The sequence below is a fragment of the Pseudomonas flexibilis genome (assembly GCF_000806415.1).
Lineage (GTDB): Bacteria > Pseudomonadota > Gammaproteobacteria > Pseudomonadales > Pseudomonadaceae > Serpens > Serpens flexibilis.
Genome location: NZ_JTAK01000002.1, coordinates 102,453 through 123,329 on the forward strand (window position 1 = coordinate 102,453; position 20,877 = coordinate 123,329).

Annotated in this window: 20 protein-coding genes and 4 tRNA genes; 8 read left to right on the forward strand and 16 right to left on the reverse strand. The window is 65.4% G+C overall.

What is annotated here, in order from left to right; genetic code table 11:
- Positions 1–38: 38 nt before the first annotated feature.
- The gene (locus PT85_RS04235) at positions 39–1,148 is read right to left on the reverse strand and encodes an ABC transporter ATP-binding protein (RefSeq protein ID WP_027591077.1); all 1,110 of its coding nucleotides are present in this window, start codon (positions 1,146–1,148) and stop codon (positions 39–41) included.
- On the reverse strand, positions 1,145–2,068 hold the full coding sequence (argF, locus tag PT85_RS04240) for an ornithine carbamoyltransferase (protein ID WP_027591076.1): 924 nt from the start codon (positions 2,066–2,068) through the stop codon (positions 1,145–1,147). The genes PT85_RS04235 and argF overlap by 4 nt, the downstream gene beginning before the upstream one ends.
- A 294-nt stretch (positions 2,069–2,362) precedes the next feature.
- Between argF and grxD the strand changes: the two genes are divergently transcribed.
- Entirely contained in the window at positions 2,363–2,692 is a 330-nt protein-coding gene (gene grxD / locus PT85_RS04245) for a Grx4 family monothiol glutaredoxin (RefSeq protein WP_027591075.1), read from the forward strand.
- A 60-nt stretch (positions 2,693–2,752) separates the two neighbouring features.
- Here grxD and bfr read toward each other — a convergent pair whose 3' ends face one another.
- From bfr to pyrC, 4 genes are all read right to left on the reverse strand, one after another.
- Complete coding sequence (gene bfr / locus PT85_RS04250) at positions 2,753–3,223, reverse strand: bacterioferritin (protein ID WP_027591074.1); 471 nt, start codon at positions 3,221–3,223, stop codon at positions 2,753–2,755.
- 198 nt (positions 3,224–3,421) lie between these two features.
- Positions 3,422–3,643, reverse strand: coding sequence for a bacterioferritin-associated ferredoxin (locus PT85_RS04255; protein WP_027591073.1), 222 nt, complete (start codon positions 3,641–3,643; stop codon positions 3,422–3,424).
- A gap of 213 nt (positions 3,644–3,856) precedes the next feature.
- Positions 3,857–4,534: a ribonuclease T gene (gene rnt, locus PT85_RS04260; protein WP_027591072.1), complete on the reverse strand. Its 678-nt coding sequence runs from the start codon at positions 4,532–4,534 to the stop codon at positions 3,857–3,859.
- Complete coding sequence (gene pyrC, locus PT85_RS04265; protein WP_039606042.1) at positions 4,531–5,577, reverse strand: dihydroorotase; 1,047 nt, start codon at positions 5,575–5,577, stop codon at positions 4,531–4,533. The genes rnt and pyrC overlap by 4 nt, the downstream gene beginning before the upstream one ends.
- Before the next feature lie 202 nt (positions 5,578–5,779).
- On the opposite strand from pyrC, the gene PT85_RS04270 reads away from it, so the two are divergent.
- From PT85_RS04270 to PT85_RS04285, 4 genes are all read left to right on the forward strand, one after another.
- On the forward strand, positions 5,780–6,691 hold the full coding sequence (locus tag PT85_RS04270; RefSeq protein WP_051587475.1) for a flagellar protein MotY: 912 nt from the start codon (positions 5,780–5,782) through the stop codon (positions 6,689–6,691).
- A gap of 102 nt (positions 6,692–6,793) precedes the next feature.
- On the forward strand, positions 6,794–8,014 hold the full coding sequence (locus PT85_RS04275; RefSeq protein ID WP_027591070.1) for an argininosuccinate synthase: 1,221 nt from the start codon (positions 6,794–6,796) through the stop codon (positions 8,012–8,014).
- A gap of 151 nt (positions 8,015–8,165) precedes the next feature.
- Positions 8,166–8,558 (forward strand): lactoylglutathione lyase, encoded by a 393-nt coding sequence (gloA, locus tag PT85_RS04280; RefSeq protein ID WP_039606043.1) that lies wholly within the window; start codon positions 8,166–8,168, stop codon positions 8,556–8,558.
- Between the two features lie 47 nt (positions 8,559–8,605).
- A complete protein-coding gene (locus PT85_RS04285; protein WP_027591068.1) occupies positions 8,606–9,940 on the forward strand; it encodes a DEAD/DEAH box helicase in 1,335 nt (444 codons plus the stop codon).
- 121 nt (positions 9,941–10,061) lie between these two features.
- Here the strand turns inward: PT85_RS04285 and PT85_RS04290 are convergent.
- The 4 genes from PT85_RS04290 to egtB form a co-directional block, all read right to left on the reverse strand.
- Positions 10,062–10,138, reverse strand: a tRNA-Val gene (locus tag PT85_RS04290).
- A gap of 60 nt (positions 10,139–10,198) precedes the next feature.
- Positions 10,199–10,504 (reverse strand): hypothetical protein, encoded by a 306-nt coding sequence (locus PT85_RS04295; RefSeq protein WP_039559661.1) that lies wholly within the window; start codon positions 10,502–10,504, stop codon positions 10,199–10,201.
- An 83-nt stretch (positions 10,505–10,587) separates the two neighbouring features.
- The gene (gene egtD, locus PT85_RS04300; RefSeq protein WP_039559662.1) at positions 10,588–11,550 is read right to left on the reverse strand and encodes an L-histidine N(alpha)-methyltransferase; all 963 of its coding nucleotides are present in this window, start codon (positions 11,548–11,550) and stop codon (positions 10,588–10,590) included.
- The gene (gene egtB / locus PT85_RS04305; RefSeq protein ID WP_027591642.1) at positions 11,547–12,851 is read right to left on the reverse strand and encodes an ergothioneine biosynthesis protein EgtB; all 1,305 of its coding nucleotides are present in this window, start codon (positions 12,849–12,851) and stop codon (positions 11,547–11,549) included. Before egtB ends, egtD begins: the two co-directional genes overlap by 4 nt.
- 244 nt (positions 12,852–13,095) lie before the next feature.
- Between egtB and PT85_RS04310 the strand changes: the two genes are divergently transcribed.
- Positions 13,096–14,901 (forward strand): ABCB family ABC transporter ATP-binding protein/permease, encoded by a 1,806-nt coding sequence (locus PT85_RS04310; protein WP_052237607.1) that lies wholly within the window; start codon positions 13,096–13,098, stop codon positions 14,899–14,901.
- Positions 14,902–15,035: 134 nt separating this feature from the next.
- On the opposite strand, the gene PT85_RS04315 is transcribed toward PT85_RS04310, so the two are convergent.
- Positions 15,036–15,305 (reverse strand): hypothetical protein, encoded by a 270-nt coding sequence (locus PT85_RS04315; RefSeq protein ID WP_039559663.1) that lies wholly within the window; start codon positions 15,303–15,305, stop codon positions 15,036–15,038.
- Between the two features lie 263 nt (positions 15,306–15,568).
- Positions 15,569–16,153, reverse strand: coding sequence for a YajG family lipoprotein (locus PT85_RS04320; RefSeq protein ID WP_027591639.1), 585 nt, complete (start codon positions 16,151–16,153; stop codon positions 15,569–15,571).
- Between the two features lie 705 nt (positions 16,154–16,858).
- Between PT85_RS04320 and mqo the strand changes: the two genes are divergently transcribed.
- Positions 16,859–18,346, forward strand: coding sequence for a malate dehydrogenase (quinone) (gene mqo / locus PT85_RS04325; protein WP_039559666.1), 1,488 nt, complete (start codon positions 16,859–16,861; stop codon positions 18,344–18,346).
- Positions 18,347–18,546: 200 nt separating this feature from the next.
- On the opposite strand, the gene PT85_RS04330 is transcribed toward mqo, so the two are convergent.
- Positions 18,547–19,572 (reverse strand): glycosyltransferase family 4 protein, encoded by a 1,026-nt coding sequence (locus tag PT85_RS04330; protein WP_039606354.1) that lies wholly within the window; start codon positions 19,570–19,572, stop codon positions 18,547–18,549.
- Between the two features lie 131 nt (positions 19,573–19,703).
- Here PT85_RS04330 and PT85_RS04335 point away from each other — a divergent pair, with 131 nt between their 5' ends.
- Positions 19,704–20,258: a phosphatase PAP2 family protein gene (locus PT85_RS04335; RefSeq protein WP_039606044.1), complete on the forward strand. Its 555-nt coding sequence runs from the start codon at positions 19,704–19,706 to the stop codon at positions 20,256–20,258.
- 222 nt (positions 20,259–20,480) lie between these two features.
- Here PT85_RS04335 and PT85_RS04340 read toward each other — a convergent pair.
- The 3 genes from PT85_RS04340 to PT85_RS04350 form a co-directional block, all read right to left on the reverse strand.
- Positions 20,481–20,555 (reverse strand) — tRNA-Lys (locus PT85_RS04340).
- A 7-nt stretch (positions 20,556–20,562) separates the two neighbouring features.
- A tRNA-Pro gene (locus PT85_RS04345) sits at positions 20,563–20,639 on the reverse strand.
- 9 nt (positions 20,640–20,648) lie between these two features.
- A tRNA-Asn gene (locus tag PT85_RS04350) sits at positions 20,649–20,724 on the reverse strand.
- Positions 20,725–20,877 lie beyond the last annotated feature (153 nt).

Here is a 20,877-nt window from a genome sequence, read left to right on the forward strand (position 1 = left end):
AATACAGAAGGCGGCCCGAGGGCCGCCTTTCCGATGGTTCAGCTGGCGCTGCTGTAGCGCCGTACACCGGCGTTTGGCAGCGTGGCATTGGCTGCGATGCTGCCCTGGGCTGGGAACAGCACCAGGTGGTCGGCGCTGACCTGGATGCCCACGGTTTCGCCGGGCAAATGGTCGATGTGGCTCGGGAAGATGGCTTCCAGCTGGGTGCCGGTGGGCAGTTGCAGGCGGTACAGCGTCGAAGCGCCCAGGAAGGTCTTGCCGGTGATGCGCACCTGGAGGTCGCTGTCCGGCGCGTAGACCAGGTCGTCGGGGCGCAGCAGTACGTCCACGGCACTGCCGCTTGGCCAGCTGTAGGCACGGTTGCCGTGGATATCGCCGAGTTCGGTACGCACCGATTCCGGGTCCTGCAACTGTCCGCGAATGAAATAGCCCTGGCCGACGAAGCTGGCCACGAAGGGCGTCAGCGGCTCGTGGTAGAGGTTGTAGGGGGTATCCCACTGCTCCAGGCGACCGTCACGGAACACGCCCACCTGATCGCTGACGGCGAAGGCTTCTTCCTGGTCGTGGGTAACCAGGATGGCGCTGGTGCCGCGCGCCTTGAGGATGTCGCGCACCTCGCGGCTGAGACTGCGGCGCAGCTCCACGTCCAGGTTGGAGAAGGGCTCGTCGAGCAGCAGTAGGCGCGGCTCCGGCGCCAGGGCGCGGGCCAGCGCGACGCGTTGTTGCTGGCCACCAGAGAGTTCGTGCGGGTAACGCTTGCCCAGGTGGCCAAGCTTGACCAGATCGAGCAGCTCGCCGGTGATGCGCTCGCGCTCGGGGTGCTTGCGGATGCCGAAGGCGACGTTCTCCGCCACGGTCAGGTGCGGGAACAGCGCGTAGTCCTGGAAGACCATGCCGATGCGGCGCGCCTCCGGCGCCAGGGTGAAGCCGGCGCGGGAGATCACCTCGCCGGCCAGGCGGATCTCGCCGTGGCTGACCGGTTCGAAGCCGGCGATGGCGCGCAGGGTAGTGGTCTTGCCGCAGCCCGAGGGGCCGAGCAGGCAACCGATGTCACCGGCGTTCAGGTGCAGGTTGAGCTCCTGGACGATCATCTGGCCCTGATAACCGCAGGCCAGGTTGTGCAGCTGAAGCAGCAGTTTGGACGTCATGCGTTCTTGGTGTAGCCGGGGGCGACGAGGAATTCGAGCAGCGCCTTCTGGGCGTGCAGACGGTTTTCGGCCTGGTCCCAGGCCAGCGAGCGCGGGTCATCCAGCAGGTCGTGGCTGATTTCCTCGCCACGGTGCGCCGGCAGGCAGTGCAGGAAGATCACGCCCGGGTCGGCCAGATCGAGCAATGCGCGGCTGACCTGGTAACCCTTGAAGCTCGCCAGGCGTGCCTGGGCTTCTTCTTCGTGGCCCATGGAGGCCCAGACGTCGGTGCTCACCAGGTGGGCGCCGGCCACCGCCGCACGCGGGTCGCGCAGCAGGGTCACGCGGTCGCCGGCCTTGGCCAGCAGCTCGGCGCTCGGCTCGTAGCCCTCCGGGCAGGCGATGCGCAGCTGGAAGTCGAACTGGATGGCCGCCTCGATATAGGAGTTGCACATGTTGTTGCCATCGCCGATCCAGGCCACCGTCTTGCCGGCGATGCTGCCGCGCTGTTCCAGGTAGGTCTGCATGTCGGCCAGCAGCTGGCAGGGGTGCAGCTCATCGGACAGGCCGTTGATCACCGGCACCTGGGAATGGGCGGCGAAGTTGGTCAGGGTGCCGTGGGCGTAGGTGCGGATCATGATGGCGTCGAGCATGCGCGACATGACGATGGCGGTGTCGCTGATCGGTTCGCCGCGACCCAGCTGGGTGTCGCGCGGCGAGAGGAACAGGCTCTGGCCGCCGAGCTGGATCATGCCGGCTTCGAAGGAGACCCGGGTACGGGTCGAGGCCTTCTCGAAGATCATGCCCAGTACGCGATTCTTCAGGGGTTCGTAGAGGATGCCGCGATTGCGCAGGTCCTTCAGCTCGATGGCTCGTCGCAGTAGCCCGTTGAGCTCCGCGGGGGTGCAGTCCATCAGCGAGAGAAAGTGCCGTACGCTCATTGTCGTTACCTTGATCACGTTGTCAGGCCCTGTGGCGAAAGAAAATAAGCGCCAACGTCAGAGGAGGGACCTGCTAGAAGGTCGCCGAGGGCGACGAAATGGAAAGGGCCGGATGTTATCGGGAAATGTCGCAATGGCGCAAATTGCCCGGTGTCCGGCGCCGCAAGCAGCATAGGTGATGGGCGTCGGGAGGGTGCGTAAAGAAGCCTGAGCGCAGGACTAGGCTTTCCGTTACAATGCCGCGCAAATGCCGGCCCGGGGGCCGGCAGGTCATTTGTAGCCGAGGTGCCCCTCATGGATATCATCGAAACCATCAAAGAGCAGATCGCCAACAACACCATCCTGCTGTACATGAAGGGCTCGCCCAATGCCCCGCAGTGCGGCTTCTCCGCCCGTGCCGCCCAGGCCGTGATGGGCTGCGGCGAGAAATTCGCCTACGTGGACATCCTGCAGAACCCGGAAATCCGCGCCGAGCTGCCCAAGTACGCCAACTGGCCGACCTTCCCGCAGCTGTGGGTCAACGGCGAACTGGTCGGTGGCAGCGACATCATGCTGGAGATGTTCGAGAAGGGTGAGCTGCAGACCCTGATCAAGGAAGCCGCGGCGGCCCGCAAGGACGCCTGATCCGGCCTCTGAACAAAAAGCCCCGGCACTGCCGGGGCTTTTGCGTTGCGGACGGGAGAATTACTCGTCCATCTGCGATTGCAGGTAGTTTTCCAGGCCGACGGCCTTGATCAGGCCCAGCTGGGTTTCCAGCCAGTCGACGTGTTCCTCCTCGGACTCGAGGATGTCTTCCAGCAGCTCGCGGCTGCCGTAGTCGCCGACCTGTTCGCAATAGGCGATGGCGGCGCGCAGGTCCTGCAGGCCCATCTGTTCCAGGCGCAGGTCGCATTCGAGCATTTCCTTGGTGTTCTCGCCGATCAGCAGCTTGCCGAGGTCCTGCAGGTTGGGCAGGCCTTCGAGAAACAGGATGCGCTTGATCAGCTTGTCGGCATGCTTCATCTCGTCGATGGATTCATCGTACTCATGCTTGCCGAGCTTGTTCAGGCCCCAGTCCTCGTACATCCGCGCGTGCAGGAAGTACTGGTTGATGGCCACCAGTTCGTTGCCAAGGATCTTGTTGAGGTGCTGGATGACCTGAGTATCGCCTTTCATGATGCTCCGCCTGAGAGGAAATGCGTGTTGGCGAGTCTGGCCGCAGTGTCCCCGGGTGTCAAACCTAAGCCCTTGATGGCAAACGGAATGAAAAGGCGTCTCGCCTACGGTTTTAGCCAGGCTGCGAAGGGGCTTGCTGCATGGCGCAGGCATGAAAAAGCCGGGCGACTGCCCGGCTCGGGAATTCGACGGATTGATTCAGGCCGGAGAGAACAGGGCCACGCCGCCCAGCATTGCGGCCTGGCCGGCCTGCACTTCGCTCAAGGTCTCGCGCACCACCTGCTTGGCCACACAGGCGCATTTGCCGCACTGGGTACCCACGCCCAGGTTCTCGCGCACCTCCCGGTAGCTGCAGCAGCCTTCGTAGATCGCGTCGCGGATGTGGTTGTCGGTGACACCTCGGCAAAGACAGACGTACATGGCGGGGGCTCGTCGCACTGAAATCGGGATGCGGCGGATACTAATGTTAATGAGAACGATTGTCAAAATTTGCTGCTGAGCGGAGCGGTCACACCGTAGGGGGGATCACGCTTCATAGATCCACCGACGCGCCGCAGGCGCGCCGTAGCGGCGCGGTGGTGGACAAGGAAAACGTTGTCCACCCTACGAACGCGCCGGCCAGCTCGATGAGGATCAGTCTTCCCCGAAGGTGTCCCAGCCGCCCATTTCCTTCCAGCGATTGACGATGCCGCAGAACAGGTCGGCGGTCTTTTCCGTGTCGTAGCGGGCCGAATGGGCTTCGCGGGCGTCGAACGGAATGCCGGCAGCCTGGCAGGCCTTGGCCAGCACCGTCTGGCCATAGGCCAGGCCGGCCAGGGTGGCGGTGTCGAAGCTGGAGAAGGGGTGGAACGGGTTGCGCTTGAGGCCGGTGCGCAGCACCGCGGCATTGAGGAAGCCGAGGTCGAAGCTGCTGTTGTGGCCGACCAGCACCGCGCGCTTGCAGCCGTAGGACTTCAGCGACTTGCGTACGCCACGGAAGATGTCGGCCAACGCTGGCTCTTCCTGGACCGCCATGCGCAGCGGGTGGTCCAGCTTGATGCCGGTGAACTCCAGCGCCGCCTGCTCGATGTTGGCGCCTTCGAACGGCTCGATGCGGTGGAAGTAGGTGTGCTCCGGATAGAGCAGCCCCTGCTCGTCCATGCCGATGATGGTCGCGGCGATCTCCAGCAGCGCATCGGTCTGGCAGTTGAAGCCGCCGGTCTCCACGTCGACCACCACCGGCAGGTAGCCGCGGAAGCGGCGGGCCATGGGATGCTTCGGGCCGCTGGAGCGGATTTCCAGTTCGTCGTCTTCGTACAGCTCTTCGCTCACGCGCGTTCCTCCAGTACCCGCCAGCGCAGGGTTTCGCCCGCGCGCAGCGGCATCAGGCGGTGGTCGCCGAACGGCAGTTCGGCCGGTGCCTGCCAGTCTTCGCGCACCAGGGTGATGCGGTCGGTGTTGCGTGGCAGACCGTAGAAGTCCGGACCGAACTGGCTGGCGAAGCCTTCCAGCTTGTCCAGCGCGTTGCGCGACTCGAACGCCTCGGCGTACAGCTCGATGGCGGCGTAGGCGGTGTAGCAGCCGGCGCAACCGCAGGTGGCTTCCTTGGTGTGGCGGGCGTGCGGTGCCGAATCGGTGCCCAGGAAGAACTTCGGGTTGCCGCTGGTGGCGGCATCCAGCAGGGCTTCCTGATGGGTGTTGCGCTTGAGGATCGGCAGGCAATAGAAGTGCGGGCGGATGCCGCCGACCAGCATGTGGTTGCGGTTGTACAGCAGGTGATGGGCGGTGATGGTGGCGCCCACGTTGGCCGAGGCTTCGCGCACGAACTGCGCGGCGTCGCCGGTGGTGATGTGCTCGAAGACCACCTTCAAGGTCGGGAATCGCTCCACGACACGGATCATGTGGGTATCGATGAAGGCCTTCTCGCGATCGAACACGTCGATGTCGCTGTGGGTCACTTCACCATGCACCAGCAGCGGCAGGCCGACGTCGGCCATGGCTTCCAGTACGGGGAAGATATTGTCGATGCTGGTCACGCCCGACGCGGAGTTGGTGGTGGCGCCGGCCGGGTAGAGCTTGGCGGCATGGACGAAGCCGCTGGCCTTGGCTTGACGGACATCTTCGGCGGAGGTGTTGTCGGTGAGGTACAGCACCATCAGCGGTTCGAAGGGGCTGCCCGCCGGGCGTGCGGCCAGGATGCGCTGGCGGTAGGCGTCGGCTTCCTGCGCGTTGCGTACCGGCGGCACCAGGTTGGGCATGACGATGGCGCGGCCGAAGGTACGGGCGGCATCGGCCACGGTCTGCGCCAGGGCGGCGCCGTCGCGCAGGTGAATATGCCAGTCGTCGGGACGCAGCAGGGTAAGGCGGTCGGTCATGAAGAGGATCCGGGCGATGAAACGTGCGCGAATGCTACCGGAAAATGCGCTCGCCGGCTGCCCGCCGAGACGATGAACCGCGGCGTTGCGCAGGTTTCGATCGGTGGCGTTCTGTGAAACGTCGCACAGGAAGCCCCTCAAGTTTTCGCCCGCGGCTCCGATATGCCGGGGGAACGCCGTAAATCCCTGGAGCCCTCCCATCGTGCGCCTGCAGTATGCCGCTCTGCTCAGCCTGTTCGTCAGTCTGCCGTCGGTCGCCCTGACCTTCCAGCCGCGCCTGGAGCATGCGGAGTGGCGCGCCGAGGGTGATCAGTTCGAATGCCGGCTGATCCAGCCGATCAAGACCTTTGGTGGCGTGGGCCAGTTCGTGCGCCGCGCCGGCGAGCAGCCGACCTTCCAGCTGATCAGTCGCGAGCGCTGGCTGGGCAATGGCGCCGCCACGCTGCTGGTGGCCGCTGCGCCCTGGCGCCCGGAGCACAGCGACGTCAGCATTGGCAAGGTCAAGGTCGACGGCGACCAGGTGCTGCTCAAGAGCGACAACCAGCAGGCGGCGCGCCTGCTCACCGGCCTGATGGAGGGGCGTTCGCCGCTGGTGCGCCATCGCACCCGGCAGACCAACGAATACATGGAAGTACGCCTCCTGCCGGCGCGCTTCGGCCAGGCGTTCCGCGAGTTCCAGCAGTGCACCACGCAACTGCTGCCGGTCAACTTCGACCAGGTCAAATACCTGCAGCTGAGTTTCGCCAACAGCGGTATCGACCTGGGCGACGCTGCCCGCCGGGAGCTGGATCGCGTGCTGCTGTTGCTCAAGGCCGATCCGACCATCAACAGCATTCGCCTGGAAGGCCATTCCGACAACACCGGCAACCGCCTGACCAACCGCGACCTGTCGCGCCGCAGGGCGATGGCGGTGGCCGCCTACCTGAAGGAAAAGGGCATTCCCGAGGGACAGATCAGCATCCGCTTCCACGGTGAGCGCTACCCGCTGGTGCCCAACAACAGCGAAGCCAATCGCGGCAAGAACCGCCGTGTCACCCTCTACCTGGAGCGGTTGACCGAATCCGACGCGGAGCAGGAGCGCCTGGCCCGCGGCAACTCCGCCCAGCCGGCCTGAAGCGAGGCATTGCGGGCCACCGAGGGCGCTGCGGGCCTGTCATTTGCGGCCCGTCATCAGTAGAATTGCGGGCTTTCCCGTACTACCCGTGGAGCTGATGGCATGTCGGACGTTAAGAAGGTGGTTCTGGCCTATTCCGGTGGCCTGGACACCTCGGTGATTCTCAAGTGGCTGCAAGATACCTACAACTGCGAAGTGGTGACCTTCACCGCTGACCTGGGCCAGGGCGAAGAAGTCGAGCCTGCCCGCGCCAAGGCCAAGGCCATGGGCGTCAAGGAAATCTACATCGACGACCTGCGCGAAGAATTCGTCCGCGACTTCGTGTTCCCGATGTTCCGCGCCAACACCATCTACGAAGGCGAATACCTGCTGGGCACCTCCATCGCCCGTCCGCTGATCGCCAAGCGCCTGATCGAGATCGCCAACGAAACCGGCGCCGACGCCATCTCCCACGGCGCCACCGGCAAGGGCAACGACCAGGTGCGCTTCGAGCTGGGCGCCTATGCGCTCAAGCCGGGCGTGAAGGTGATCGCCCCCTGGCGCGAGTGGGACCTGACCTCCCGCGAAACCCTGATGGCCTACGCCCAGAAGGCCAACATCCCGGTCGATTTCGCCAAGGCCGGCAAGAAGTCCCCGTACTCCATGGACGCCAACCTGCTGCACATCTCCTATGAGGGCGGTGTGCTGGAAGACACCTGGACCGAGCACGAGGAAGACATGTGGCGCTGGTCCGTCTCCCCGGAGAAGGCTCCCGATGTGCCCACCTACATCGAGCTGACCTACCGCAAGGGCGACATCGTGGCCATCGACGGCGTCGAGATGACCCCGGCCCAGGTGCTGACCAAGCTGAACGCCATCGGCGGCGCCAACGGCATCGGTCGTCTGGACATCGTGGAAAACCGCTACGTGGGCATGAAGTCCCGCGGCTGCTACGAGACCCCCGGCGGCACCATCATGCTCAAGGCTCACCGCGCCATCGAGTCGATCACCCTGGACCGCGAAGTCGCTCACCTGAAGGATGAGCTGATGCCCAAGTACGCCAGCCTGATCTACAACGGCTACTGGTGGAGCCCCGAGCGCCAGATGCTGCAGACCATGATCGACGCCTCCCAGGAACACGTGAACGGCGTGGTGCGCCTGAAGCTGTACAAGGGCAACGTCATCGTCACCGGCCGCAAGTCCGATGACAGTCTGTTCGACACCCGCATCTCCACCTTCGAGGACGATGCCGGCGCCTACGACCAGGCCGATGCCGGTGGCTTCATCAAGCTGAACGCCCTGCGCATGCGTATTGCCGCCAACAAGGGCCGCTCGCCGCTGTAACGCGACGCGTGACCTGACCGCCGCCCCCGTCGCAGCCTGCGCGGGGGCGGTTTCGTTTCGGGACCGCGCACCGGGCGGCTGTTAAACTAGCCGGCATTCCAGAGCCCTTGCGTTTTCACGGGGGCCGATTCACCTGTCAGGAGAACATCCCATGAGACTGCTGCACACCATGCTGCGCGTCGGCGATATGGACAAGTCCATCGTCTTCTACACCGAAGTGCTGGGCATGACCCTGCTGCGCCGCAAGGACTATCCGGAAGGCCAGTTCACCCTGGCGTTCGTCGGCTACGGCAACGAGGCCGAGAACAGCGTCATCGAGCTGACCTACAACTGGGGCGTGGACAAGTACGAGCTGGGCACCGGCTACGGCCACATCGCCCTGGAAGTCGAAGACGTCTACAAGGCCTGCGAGGACATTCGCGCCCGTGGCGGCAAGATCACCCGCGAGCCGGGTCCGATGAAGCACGGCTCCAGCATTCTGGCCTTCGTGGAAGACCCGGACGGCTACAAGATCGAGCTGCTGTCGCCCGAGCGCAAGGACTGAGCCGCCCGCCGGCGCCGTCACCCCATTCGCTGTAAAGAGGAATACCCGTGTTTGCCGATTTCGCCCTGCACGAACGCCTGCTCAAGGCTGTCGCCGAGCTTAACTTCACCGAGCCGACCCCCGTGCAGCGCGAGGCCATCCCGCCGGCGCTGGCTGGCAAGGACCTGCGCGTCATCGCCCAGACCGGCAGCGGCAAGACCGCCGCCTTCGCGCTGCCGCTGCTCAATCGCCTGATCGGCGACGCCGAGCCGCGCGTGCGCGTGCGGGCGCTGATCCTGCTGCCGACCCGCGAGCTGGCCCAGCAGACGCTGAAGGAGATGGAGAAGTTCTCCCGCTACACCTTCATCAAGTCGATGCTGATCACCGGCGGCGAGGGCTTCAAGGAACAGGCGGCGGCGCTGCGCAAGACGCCGGACATCCTGATTGGCACGCCGGGCCGGCTGATCGAGCACCTGGATGCCGGCAACCTGCGCCTGGACGAGGTGGAGGTGCTGGTGCTGGACGAGGCCGACCGCATGCTGGACATGGGTTTCGCCGAAGCCATGGAGCGACTGACCGGCGAGTGCGCCAATCGCCAGCAGACCCTGCTGTTCTCCGCCACCACCGGCGGCGCGGTCATGCGCGAGGTGATCGGCAAGGTGCTCAGGGAGCCTCTGCACCTGATGCTCAACCGGGTCAGCGAGCTGAACGAGAACACCCGCCAGCAGATCATCTGCGCCGACGACGTGGCCCACAAGGAGCGCCTGCTGCACTGGCTGCTGGCCAACGAGACCTACCAGAAGGCGATCATCTTCACCAACACCCGCGCCCAGGCCGACCGCATCTATGGTCGCCTGGTGGCTGAAGGGGTGAAGGCCTTCATCCTGCACGGCGACAAGGAACACGCCGAACGCAAGCAGGCCATCGAGCGCCTCAAGCAGGGCGGCAACAAGGTGCTGGTGGCCACCGACGTGGCGGCCCGCGGCCTGGACGTGGAAGGCCTGGACCTGGTGATCAACTTCGACATGCCGCGCTCCGGTGACGAGTACGTGCACCGCATCGGCCGTACCGGCCGCGCCGGTGCCGAGGGGCTGGCCATCTCGCTGATCTGCCACTTCGACTGGAACCTTATGTCCAGCGTCGAGCGCTACCTTAAGCAGAGCTTCGAGCGCCGCGTGATCAAGGAACTGAAGGGCAGCTACCAGGGCCCGAAGAACGTCAAGGCGTCCGGCAAGGCCGCCGGCACCAAGAAGAAAAAGACCGACAAGGATGGCAAGGGCGCCAAGAAGACGGCGGCGAAGAAACCGGCCAAACCGGCCGCCAAGCGCAAGCCGGCGGCGCCGTCGGGGTTGGTCAGTGCGGACGGCATGGCGCCGTTGAAGCGCCGTACGACCGAGGGCTGAGGGAGGCTCTCCCTCTCCCCTGGCCCCTCTCCCCTCGCGGGGGAGGGCCAGGGGAGAGGGGTGAAAGCGCTCACGCCCAAACAAAAAAAGGGCCGCTTTCGCGACCCTTTTTTCATCTGTCTGGTAGGCACAATTGGACTCGAACCAACGACCCCCACCATGTCAAGGTGGTGCTCTAACCAACTGAGCTATGTGCCTTCGAGGCCGCGCATTCTACGCAAATGGCGCGGCTTGTCAAAGGCAGATTCGCATCAGGCGCTACTCCACCTTGTCGGTGGCTTTTTCCACCTCCTCCATGCGCTGTTCATAGCGGGCGCATTCGTCCTGCAGGCCCTGGTCGGTGCGCGCCAGGCTGTCTTCGCGGCGCTTGAGCTCCATGTCCTTCAGCTCCTCGTGAATCTGCTGCGCCTTTTGCGGATCGCCGCCGGTGGATTCGTGGATTTCCTGCGCCAGCTCGCCGGCCCGTTCGCGGGTGTCCCGCGGGGTACAGTCGCGCTCCTGGGCCCAGGTCGGCCCGCTCAGTCCCAGCAGGATGGCGGCGGCCAGTGCGGTGAGGTGTTTCATGGCAGTTCCTCCGTACTTCGAGATGGTGCCTTCGCAGTGGAGTGCCCCGCAGCCCAGTCGTTCGTGACGGGTGACGGGCGTTTCTAGGCACTGCGCAGGAAGTGCACGCTGAACAGCTGCTCCGCATCCATCCACAACGCCTGCCCCTGGAAGCCGGCGCGCTCGGCCAGGCGCAGGAAGCCCTCGGGGCTGTACTTGTAGGAATTCTCGGTGTGCAGGCTCTCGCCCGGTGCGAAGCTGAAGGTGTGGCCCTCGATGCGCACCTGCTGCGCCAGCGGGCTGACCAGGTGCATCTCGATACGCGATTCGACCGGGTTGAAGAACGCCCGGTGGCGGAAGCGGCGCGGCTGGATATCGCTGTCCAGTTCGCGGCGGATGCGTTCCAGCAGGTTGAGGTTGAACGCGGCGGTGACGCCGGCACGGTCGTTGTAGGCGGCCTCCAGGCGGTCACGGTCCTTGAGCAGGTCCACGCCGATCAGCAAGCCACTGCCGTCCGGCAGCAGCCGGCGCAGGTGACGCAGGAAGTCCAGTGCCTGGGCGGGTTCGAAGTTGCCGATGCTGGAGCCGGGAAAGAACGCCAGCGGCTTCGCCCGCTTGAAGGCCTGGGGCAGGCGCAGCGGGCGGCAGAAATCGGCGCAGGCGGCATGCACTTCCAGCCAGGGGTAGTCGGCAGCCAGCCGGCGGGTGCTGTCGATGAGGAATTCGCGGCTGATATCGATGCCCAGGTAGCGGCTCGGCTGCAGGGTTTCCAGCAGCAGGCGCACCTTGCGGCTGGCGCCGCTGCCCAGCTCCAGCAGCGGCGCTTCCGGACCGGCCAGGCGGGCGATCTCGTCGCAGGCCTCGGCGAGAATGGCCTCCTCGGTGCGGGTCGGGTAGTACTCGGGCTGCTCGCAGATCTGCTCGAACAGCCGCGAGCCCACGGCATCGTAGAAGTGCTTGGGCGAGGTTTGCTTGGGGGTGGCGGCAAAGCCGGCGAGGATTTCATCGCACAGGCTGGCGCTGCGCGGGTGATGGTCGTGGTAACGCACCGTGGCGGTTGCTGTCATGCGGTTTCGTCCCGGGCCAGGCGCAGGCCGCTGAAGGCCCAGCGCATGTGTGGATAGAAGAAGTTGCGGTAGCTGGCGCGCAGGTGATCCGGCGGGGTGACGCAACAGCCGCCGCGCAACACCTGCTGGCCGCACATGAACTTGCCGTTGTATTCGCCGAGGCTGCCGCCCAGGGGCTGGAAGCCGGGGTAGGGCAGGAAGGCGCTGGCCGTCCATTCCCAGACATCGCCGAACAGCTGCGCCGGCTGGGTGCCAGGCACGCCGGGCGAGGGTTGCGGGCGCAGCAGGCCGGCGTCGAGGAAATGCCCGCTCACCGGCAGCGTCTGGGCCACGGCTTCCCACTCCGCCTCGCTGGGCAGGCGCGCGTCGGCCCAGCGTGCGTAGGCATCGGCTTCGAAGAAGCTCAGGTGGCAGACCGGCGCGGACAGGTTCAGTGGCTGCAGGCCAGTCAGGGTGAACTCTCGCCAGCCGCGCTCCTCGTCGTGTCGCCAGTACAGCGGCGCCTGCCAGTTCGCCTGGCGCAGCGTCGCCCAGCCGTCGGAGAGCCACAGCTCGCTGCGGCTGTAGCCACCGTCCAGCAGGAAGGCCAGGTAATCGGCGTTGCTCACCGGGCGGCTGGCCAGGCGAAAGGGTTCCAGCCAGACCTTGTGACGCGGTCGTTCGCAGTCGAAGGCGAAGCCGTCGCCGGCGTGGCCTATCTCCACCAGCCCGCCGGCATGGCTGTGCCAGCGCAGCGGCGCGGGCGGTTGCTCGGAGACGGCCGGCAAGTCATCCCGGTAGGCCGGCGCTAGCGGATTGAGCGAGAAGTTGTAGAGCAGGTCCATCAGCAGCAGTTCCTGGTGCTGCTGCTCGTGCTGCAGGCCCAGCTCCAGCCGCTGACACAGGGTTTCCAGCTTGCCGGGCGGCGGATGGTCGAGCAGGTCCTCCATCGCCAGGTTGACTACCCGGCGCCAGTTGAGCACCTCGGCGACCGTGGGCCTCGACAGCAGCCCGCGCTGCGGGCGCGGGAACGGCTGGCCGTGGGTCAGGTAATAGGAATTGAACAGCAGGTCGTAACGCGGGTCCGGCGTGCGGTAGCCGGGCTGATAGGGCAGCAGCAGGAAGGTTTCGAAGAACCAGGTGGTGTGCGCCAGGTGCCATTTCGGCGGGCTGGCGTCAGGCATGCCCTGGATGCCGTAGTCCTCGATGGCCAGTGGCGCGCACAGCGCCTCGCTGGTGGCGCGCACTTGGCGAAAGCGCTCACGCAGGCGTTGCAGCGCCACGTCGGGATCGTTCTGTGTGTGAAGCGCCTGAGCCGGCATGGTCTCTCCGTTAACCCTGAACCCAGGGAAAACGACCGGGGAATGGCCGGCAAAGTTCGCCCGGGCTGGCTGACCGGGCACGGCTTTGGTGGGAGCGAATTTATTCGCGAGCTTCTGGTATCAGCCACGGAAAGGCTCGCGAATGAATTCGCTCGCGCAGTCGGCGCCCGTCGGCTTGCGTGTTGCCCGGCGCGGGCCCAGCATAGGGCCCCTGTTTTTTCGCTGTTCCCAAGGATTCCTTCCCATGTCCATCGACGCTACGGTCGCGCCCGTCAAGCGCGCCGAGCAGGCGCGCGGCGACGTTGCCGTGATCCGCGACCTGCTGCCCTACCTGAAACCCTACCTCGGCCGCATCCTGCTGGCGCTGGGCCTGGTGTTCGCCGCCAAGCTGCTCAACCTGCTGGTGCCGTTCGTTCTCAAGTACATCGTCGATGACCTCAACGTCGAGCCCAGCTTGCTGCTGCTGCCGGTCGGCCTGCTGCTCGCCTACGGCGCCTCGCGTATCGGCGTCACGCTGTTCACCGAGCTGCGCCAGGTGGTGTTCGCTCGGGTGATGGCACGCACTTCGCGGCAGGTCACCCTGCAAGTGTTCCGTCATCTGCACGCGCTCTCCCTGAAGTTCCACCTGGGCCGGCGCACCGGCGGCGTGGCGCGCGATGTGGAGCGCGGCGGCTCGGCGATCGCCGACCTGCTGGACTGGACGCTGTATTCGATCATCCCGATCCTGCTGGAAGTGCTGCTGGTCACCGTGGTGCTGGTCTGGGTCTACGACTGGCGCTTCGCAGCCATCACCCTGGCCACGCTGGTGGCCTATGCGGTGTGGACCTTCTCGGTGACCGAGTGGCGCACCCGCTACTACCGCGCCTCGGTGGAGGCCGACACCCGGGCCAACGAGCGCGCGGTGGACTCGCTGCTCAACTATGAGACGGTCAAGTACTTCAACAACGAGGCCCACGAGGCGGCGCGCTACGACGAGAACCTGCGCACCCTGGAGGAAACCAAGGTCAAGGCCATCACCAGCCTGGCGGTGCTCAACCTGGGCCAGGCGGCCATTGTCTCCATAGGCGTCACCGCCATGATGTGGCTGGCCGCCGCCGGCGTGGTGGCCGGCAACATGACGGTGGGTGACCTGGTGCTGGTCAACGCCTACCTGCTGCAGCTGTCGGCGCCGCTGTTCCTGCTCGGCATGATGTACCGCGAGGTGAAACAGGCGCTGACCAACATGGAGCGCCTGTTCGGCCTGCTCGACGAGCGCCAGGACGTGCAGGACGCCCCGGATGCAGTCGCCCTGGACAGCCGCCGCCCGACGGTGCGCTTCGAAAGCGTGCGCTTCGGCTACGATCCGCGCCGCGAGATCCTGCATGGCGTGGACTTCGAGATCCCCGCCGGCGGCACCGTGGCGGTGGTTGGTCACTCGGGCTCGGGCAAATCCACCCTGGCGCGCCTGCTGTACCGCTTCTACGACGTGGGCGAGGGGCGCATCACCATCGACGGCCATGACCTGCGCCAGCTGACCCAGGCCTCGCTGCGCGGCGCCATCGGCATCGTTCCCCAGGATACCGTGCTGTTCAACGACAGCATCTACTACAACATCCGCTACGGCCGCCCCGAGGCGACGCGCGAGGAGGTGGAGGCCGCCGCCCGCGCCGCGCACATCCACCGCTTCATTGAAAGCCTGCCGGATGGCTACGACACCCAGGTGGGCGAGCGGGGTCTCAAGCTCTCCGGCGGCGAGAAGCAGCGGGTGGCCATCGCCCGGGCGATCCTCAAGAACCCCAGCATCCTGATCTTCGACGAGGCGACCTCGGCGCTGGATTCCAAGTCAGAGCGCGCCATCCAGGCCGAGCTGGATCGTATCCAGGTGGGGCGCACCACGCTGGTGATCGCCCACCGGCTGTCCACGGTGATGAATGCCGACCAGATCCTGGTGATGGATGCCGGCCAGGTGGTCGAGCGCGGCAGCCACGCCGAACTGCTGGCCCGCGACGGTCACTACGCGCAGATGTGGCGCCTGCAGCAGAGCGAGAAGGCGAAGGAGGCGGGTAATTAACAGGCCGTCGAAAACGTAGGCGAGGCCGGCAAGACGAGGCAGAAACAGCCGAGGACGCGCAGTTTAGGTGTTCTAAATGAGCAGGCCGAGGCTGTTTCTAACGAAGGATTGCCAACGCAGGTAGTCTGCAACCGCTAGAGGCCGGTGCTTACCCAGGACAGGGTCACCGCCAGCGCCAGGCTGAGCGCGCCGAAGCGGGTGAAGAAGCCGTCCACGCGGTGGCGGGCGGCGAGCATCAGGGCTTCCTGGAAATTGCCCTGGACCAGGCGCAACTTGAACTGCGACCGACGCCGCTGGGTCGCCAGCAGCAGCCAGGAACCGGCCAGCGCCATGAGCAGGGCCAGGGCATTGAGAATCTGCGCCGGATAGGTGAGGGGAACGCTCCAAAGAGCCTGCAGCGACATCGTTCACTCCCGCTTCAGGTAAACCCGAAGGTTGTAAAAAGCGGGGGATTTTAATCAGGCGCAGCGGTGGTCGGGGTGTTTTCCGACCGGCGTCGATCCGTGCGACGGTGCATCGGCCCGACTTCCCGGGCCGGGAATCGTAGGGTGGACAACGTCTTTCTTGTCCACCCATGCGCGGCACGGCGCACCTAGCCGGCCGCACCTGGCGGCGCGTTGGTGGATCGGTGAAGCGCGATCCACCTACGTCTACAGGTGCGTCGGTTTTACTCCGCGAGCATCTGCCCGATGGTCGGGTCCTTGAACAGGCGGGTCAGGGCGTCGCTCAGCACATCGCTGACTAGGCGGGTGTTGGTTTCCTGGTTCGGCGCCATGCCGAAGCGCTGGTTCAGGGTGGCGGTGTAGCGACCGGTGTAGCGGCGCCCGCTGTTCTGCACCTCGGCCTGCATAACGGCGGCGATATCCGCCTCGGTGACATACACGCCTTCCTTGGGCGACTGGTATTTGAGTTCGGCCAGGGTCACGGTCAGGCGCGGCACGTCACGGGCGTCCGGCGTCGGCGTAAAGCCCAGCAGGCGCACGGCGGCTTCGGCCTGGGCCTGCAGCTGCGGCAGGACGTTGGCGCTCGGCACGCTGATGGCACTGGTCTCCGCGTACAGACCGCCGCGGGTGCCCAGGTCCGGCGAGGCACGTCCGTCGGCGACATGCACCACCACCGGCTGGCCCTGGCCGACCGCGGCCAGCTCGGTCTTCAGCTTGGGTTGCGGGGTGAGTTGCTGCGGGCTCAGGGCGCAGCCGGTCAGGGCCAGGCTGACAACAGCGCAAAGCACCAGCGGAAAACGCTTCGACATGGTTTGGCTCTCCATAAGAAATGTTCAGGACACGCGATGGCGTCCGCGGCCGGGCAGTATACGCGAGCGGCCGCTGCGCTTCTGCTCACGCGGGCGCGGTGCATGGCCCATGCGCCGATGGTCGGATGCCCGGCGTGACAGGTTCACGGCATACTCGCCGGCGGGGTAAGAAAGTCGCCGCTAAACGGCCCCTCTTTCCGAAAACCATCGGTATAATCCCCGCCCAATTATAAAGGTCGCCTCCTGCGTGACTGCCCACCGGTATGTCCCACGCCAGAGAGACGCCCGCTAGGTGCTGCCCTAATGCCCCGTCACCCGAACGGTTCGTTCAGTGACTGAAACACCTGTCCATGGATAGCAGCGTGTTGCGGTCAGTGACGAGAAGTGTGTGTCTGCGGCAGCCGACCCCTTGAGGTTCACGTCTCCAAAAGAGCGTGAGAAGACGGTTTTTCACTACTTCACGAGAGTGTGGCGAGCAAATGAAGACTCTGGCATTGGTACACCTGCCAAACGACTCGGATATGCACACCTGACGCGCGGCCTGCTGGTCGCCGGGACCCAGGCCTGAGCGCCGGTCCTATCCATTGGGCATCCGCCCCTGTCAGGTTTCGGGACTCCCCTTGCGATTCTCCCCGGCCCTGAACGCGCTTTGCGCCAGGAGCGTCTGCCGTTGAACCTAGGTGTTGCAGATTTGGAGAAGCGTTAATGGCGCACAACGAAAACGAAGCTCTGGATGTGGTGCTGGTTGGCGCCGGCATCATGAGTGCCACCCTGGCGGTCCTGCTCAAGGAGCTGGATCCCGGGCTGAAGCTGGAAATCGTCGAGCAGATGCCCTCCGGCGCAGTGGAAAGTTCCAATCCCTGGAACAACGCTGGTACCGGCCATGCCGGTCTGTGCGAACTGAACTACACCCCGCAGGCCGCCGATGGCTCCGTGGACATCAAGAAGGCCGTGCTGATCAACAGCCAGTTCGAAGTGTCCAAGCAGTTCTGGTCCTACCTGGTGGCCAAGGGCGCCCTGGATGCACCGCGCACCTTCATCAATCCGGTTCCGCACATGAGCTTCGTGCGTGGCGCCAAGGACGTGGCCTTCCTGAAGACCCGCCAGCAGCAGCTCAGCGCCCACCATGCGTTCGAAACCATGGAGTACACCGAGGATCGCGAGCTGATCGCCAAGTGGGCGCCGCTGCTGATCCCCGGCCGCGACGCCGACGAGCAGATCGCCGCCACCCGCGTGGAGCGTGGTACCGACGTCAACTTCGGTGCGCTGACCAATGAGCTGCTCAAGCACCTGCAGAGCCTGGATGGCGCCCATGTCGGCTACAACCAGCGCGTGAAGAGCGTCGAGCGTGACGGCGAGGGCTGGTGTGTCACCGTCAAGAACACCCAGGACGGCAGCCAGCGCGCGCTCAAGGCCCGCTTCGTGTTCCTCGGCGCCGGTGGCGGTGCGCTGCCGCTGCTGCAGATGTCCGGCATTCCGGAAAGCAAGGGCTTCGGCGGCTTCCCGGTCAGCGGCCAGTGGCTGCGCTGCGACAACCCCGAGGTGGTGGCCAAGCATCAGGCCAAGGTCTACAGCCAGGCTGAAGTCGGTGCTCCGCCGATGTCCGTGCCGCACTTGGACACCCGTGTGGTCGACGGCAAGAAATCCCTGCTGTTCGGGCCCTACGCCGGCTTCTCCACCAAGTTCCTGAAGAACGGCTCGTTCCTCGACCTGCCGCTGTCGATTCGTCCGGGCAACATCGGCCCGATGTTGGCCGTGGCTCGCGACAACATGGACCTGACCCGCTACCTGGTGAAGGAAGTGATGCAGTCCATGGAGCAGCGCCTGGATGCCCTGCGCAAGTTCTACCCCGAGCTGGATCCGGCCGACTGGCGTCTGGAAGTGGCTGGTCAGCGCGTGCAGATCATCAAGAAGGACCCGAAGAAGGGCGGCATCCTGCAGTTCGGTACCGAGCTGGTGTCCGCCGAGGACGGCAGCATTGCCGCGCTGCTGGGTGCTTCGCCGGGCGCTTCGGTGACCGTGTCGATCATGCTGCAGCTGATCGAGCGCTGCTTCCCCGAGCAGGCGGCCGCCTGGGCGGGCAAGCTGGAAGAGATCTTCCCGGCACGCGAGAAGGCGCTGCAGGAAAACGCCGCGCTGTACCGCGAAGTCACCGCGCGCTGCGACGAGAACCTGCAGTTGCGTAACGCCTGATTGGCGCCGCGTTGAACGAAACGCCCCGCTTTTAGCGGGGCGTTTTTGTTTGGGCGGCGCAGAGCCGGGAGCGGTCGTAGGGTGGATCGCGCTTCACCGATCCACCATCGCACCGTCAGGCGCGGCCGGCGAGGTGCGCCGTGCCGACGCGACGGCGGACAAGGAAAGCGTTGTCCACCCTACGTCTGGTGGGAGCGAATTCATTCGCGAGCGTCCGGCGTGGGCCTGCACGCCGCCAGGAACTGCTGCGTGCAGGCCTCCCAGCTCATCGCCTCGGCCTGGCGCCGGCAGGCTTCCGCGGACAGGTTCTGCGCGCCCAGGCAGGCCTGCTGCAGGTCCTCGTGCAGGCAACCGGTTTCGCCGTGGCGCACCACGTCCAGCGGCCCGGTCACCGGGAAGGCGGCCACCGGCAGGCCGCAGGCCATGGCTTCCAGCATGACCAGGCCGAAGGTGTCGGTGCGGCTGGGAAAGACGAACACGTCGCCCGCCGAAAGGAAGCCCGCCAGCTCCTCGCCGAAGCGATAGCCAACGAAATGGGCCTCGGCAAAGCGTGCCTGCAAGTCGCGGCGCGCCGGGCCGTCGCCGATGACCAGCTTGCTGCCGGGCAACGACAGTTCCAGGAATGCCGGCAGGTTCTTCTCCACCGCCAGGCGCCCGGCGTACACCCACAGCGGGCGCGGCAGGTCCGTCGGCAGCTCCGCGGGCTGGCGAGCCTGCGGGCGGAACAGCGCGATGTCGACGCCGCGTCCCCAGCGCGCCAGGTGCGTGAAGCCCCGCTCCTGCAACAGCCGCTCCATGTGCTCGGTGGCCACCAGCGTGCGCTGCGCCGGACGATGGAAACGGCGCATCAGCGCATAACCCACGGCCAGCGGCACGAACGGATAGCGGGCATGCACGTATTCCGGAAACTGCGTGTGGTACGAGGTGTTGAAGGGCAGCCCGCGCTGCAGGCAGTAGCGGCGCGCCGCCCAGCCCAGCGGACCTTCCGTGGCGATGTGGATATGGTCGGCCTGCAGCGCGTCGAGCAGGCGCCGCAGCCGGCGATACGGCAGGAGCGCCAGGCGGATTTCCGCGTAGCCGGGCAGCGCCACGCTGCGAAAACGGTCCGGGCCGATGACCGTTACCTCATGTCCCATGGCCCGCAGGGCGTCGCGGGTGCGGCTCAGGGTGGTGACCACGCCATTGACCTGGGGGTGCCAGGCATCGCTGCAGATGACGATCTTCATGGGCGCCATTGGGCGCCACCGCTTTTAAGGTGTGGTGACGGCTGCGTGACGTTTCGATGACGACGGGTCGGTCATCGAACTGCCACGAGAGATTCACGGTGTTGTCGAACGGGCAGCCTAGGCTGCCAGGCATGGACAAGATCGCGCTGAAAACGGAAGACCTGACCCTGCCGGTCCTCGCCCGCCTGGGACGGCTGGAATATCGACTCTGCATCACCATCAATCGCCTCTCGCGGCGGCAGGCCATGCACCGCCTGTTCCGCACGGTCAGCCGGCTGGGTGACGGCGTGTTCTGGTACTGCCTGATGGCGGCACTGGCTTTGCTCGGCGGCGAGGTGGGGCGCGAGGCGGCGCTGCGCATGGGTATCGCCGGGCTGGGCGGCCTGCTCATCTACCGGCAGCTCAAGCATCGCCTGGTGCGCGAACGGCCCTTCATCACCTTCCAGGACATCCGCTGCGGCTGCCCGCCGCTGGACCGTTTCAGCTTCCCGTCCGGGCATACACTGCACGCGGTGTCCTTCACCACCCTGGCGCTGGCCGACTTTCCGCAACTGGCGGTGCTGCTGGTGCCGTTCGCCGCGTTGGTGGCGCTGTCGCGGCCGGTGCTGGGGCTGCACTACCCGAGCGATGTGCTCTGCGGTGCGCTGCTCGGCTACAGCATTGCGCAGCTGGTGCTGATGGTCTGATGGCCGGGGCGCACCGTGCCGGTGCGCATGGTGGACAAGAAAGGCGTTGTCCACCCTACGGTTATTGCGCAGGTGGACAAGGGCTTGCTGTCGTAGGGTGGATCGCGCTTCACCGTATGCGCCGTCAGGCGCGCCGTACCGGCACGACTTTTTCCGGGCATAAAAAAACGGGAAGTCCTATTCGGAACTTCCCGTTTTCTTGGGCTTCGATGAAGCCTTGTATGGTGGGTCGTGTAGGGGTCGAACCTACGACCAATTGGTTAAAAGCCAACTGCTCTACCACTGAGCTAACGACCCAAAAATATGGTCGGGGTAGGGGGATTCGAACTCCCGACATCCTGCTCCCAAAGCAGGCGCGCTACCGGGCTGCGCTATACCCCGGTTGGAAGTTGGCTCCGCGACCTGGACTCGAACCAGGGACCCAATGATTAACAGTCATTTGCTCTACCGACTGAGCTATCGCGGAACTTCGGTCTTCCAAATCCTGCAACTTCCAGCCGAACCGGAAACCCCGTTGCAGTGGCGCGCATTTTACGCAGCGAGATTTCCCTGTCAACACATCCGTGCGATTTTTTTTCTTCGAGGGGCGAGAAAATTCATTTATCCCTCAAAGGCTTAG

Excerpts from the sequence above, each read along its gene's own strand:
- PT85_RS04235 (WP_027591077.1), bottom strand. The coding sequence starts at position 1,148 with ATGACGTCCAAACTGCTGCTTCAGCTGCACAACCTGGCCTGCGGTTAT.
- argF (WP_027591076.1), bottom strand. The coding sequence starts at position 2,068 with ATGAGCGTACGGCACTTTCTCTCGCTGATGGACTGCACCCCCGCGGAG.
- grxD (WP_027591075.1), top strand. The coding sequence starts at position 2,363 with ATGGATATCATCGAAACCATCAAAGAGCAGATCGCCAACAACACCATC.
- bfr (WP_027591074.1), bottom strand. The coding sequence starts at position 3,223 with ATGAAAGGCGATACTCAGGTCATCCAGCACCTCAACAAGATCCTTGGC.
- PT85_RS04255 (WP_027591073.1), bottom strand. The coding sequence starts at position 3,643 with ATGTACGTCTGTCTTTGCCGAGGTGTCACCGACAACCACATCCGCGAC.
- pyrC (WP_039606042.1), bottom strand. The coding sequence starts at position 5,577 with ATGACCGACCGCCTTACCCTGCTGCGTCCCGACGACTGGCATATTCAC.
- PT85_RS04275 (WP_027591070.1), top strand. The coding sequence starts at position 6,794 with ATGTCGGACGTTAAGAAGGTGGTTCTGGCCTATTCCGGTGGCCTGGAC.
- gloA (WP_039606043.1), top strand. The coding sequence starts at position 8,166 with ATGAGACTGCTGCACACCATGCTGCGCGTCGGCGATATGGACAAGTCC.
- PT85_RS04295 (WP_039559661.1), bottom strand. The coding sequence starts at position 10,504 with ATGAAACACCTCACCGCACTGGCCGCCGCCATCCTGCTGGGACTGAGC.
- egtD (WP_039559662.1), bottom strand. The coding sequence starts at position 11,550 with ATGACAGCAACCGCCACGGTGCGTTACCACGACCATCACCCGCGCAGC.
- egtB (WP_027591642.1), bottom strand. The coding sequence starts at position 12,851 with ATGCCGGCTCAGGCGCTTCACACACAGAACGATCCCGACGTGGCGCTG.
- PT85_RS04310 (WP_052237607.1), top strand. The coding sequence starts at position 13,096 with ATGTCCATCGACGCTACGGTCGCGCCCGTCAAGCGCGCCGAGCAGGCG.
- PT85_RS04315 (WP_039559663.1), bottom strand. The coding sequence starts at position 15,305 with ATGTCGCTGCAGGCTCTTTGGAGCGTTCCCCTCACCTATCCGGCGCAG.
- PT85_RS04320 (WP_027591639.1), bottom strand. The coding sequence starts at position 16,153 with ATGTCGAAGCGTTTTCCGCTGGTGCTTTGCGCTGTTGTCAGCCTGGCC.
- mqo (WP_039559666.1), top strand. The coding sequence starts at position 16,859 with ATGGCGCACAACGAAAACGAAGCTCTGGATGTGGTGCTGGTTGGCGCC.
- PT85_RS04330 (WP_039606354.1), bottom strand. The coding sequence starts at position 19,572 with ATGAAGATCGTCATCTGCAGCGATGCCTGGCACCCCCAGGTCAATGGC.
- PT85_RS04335 (WP_039606044.1), top strand. The coding sequence starts at position 19,704 with ATGGACAAGATCGCGCTGAAAACGGAAGACCTGACCCTGCCGGTCCTC.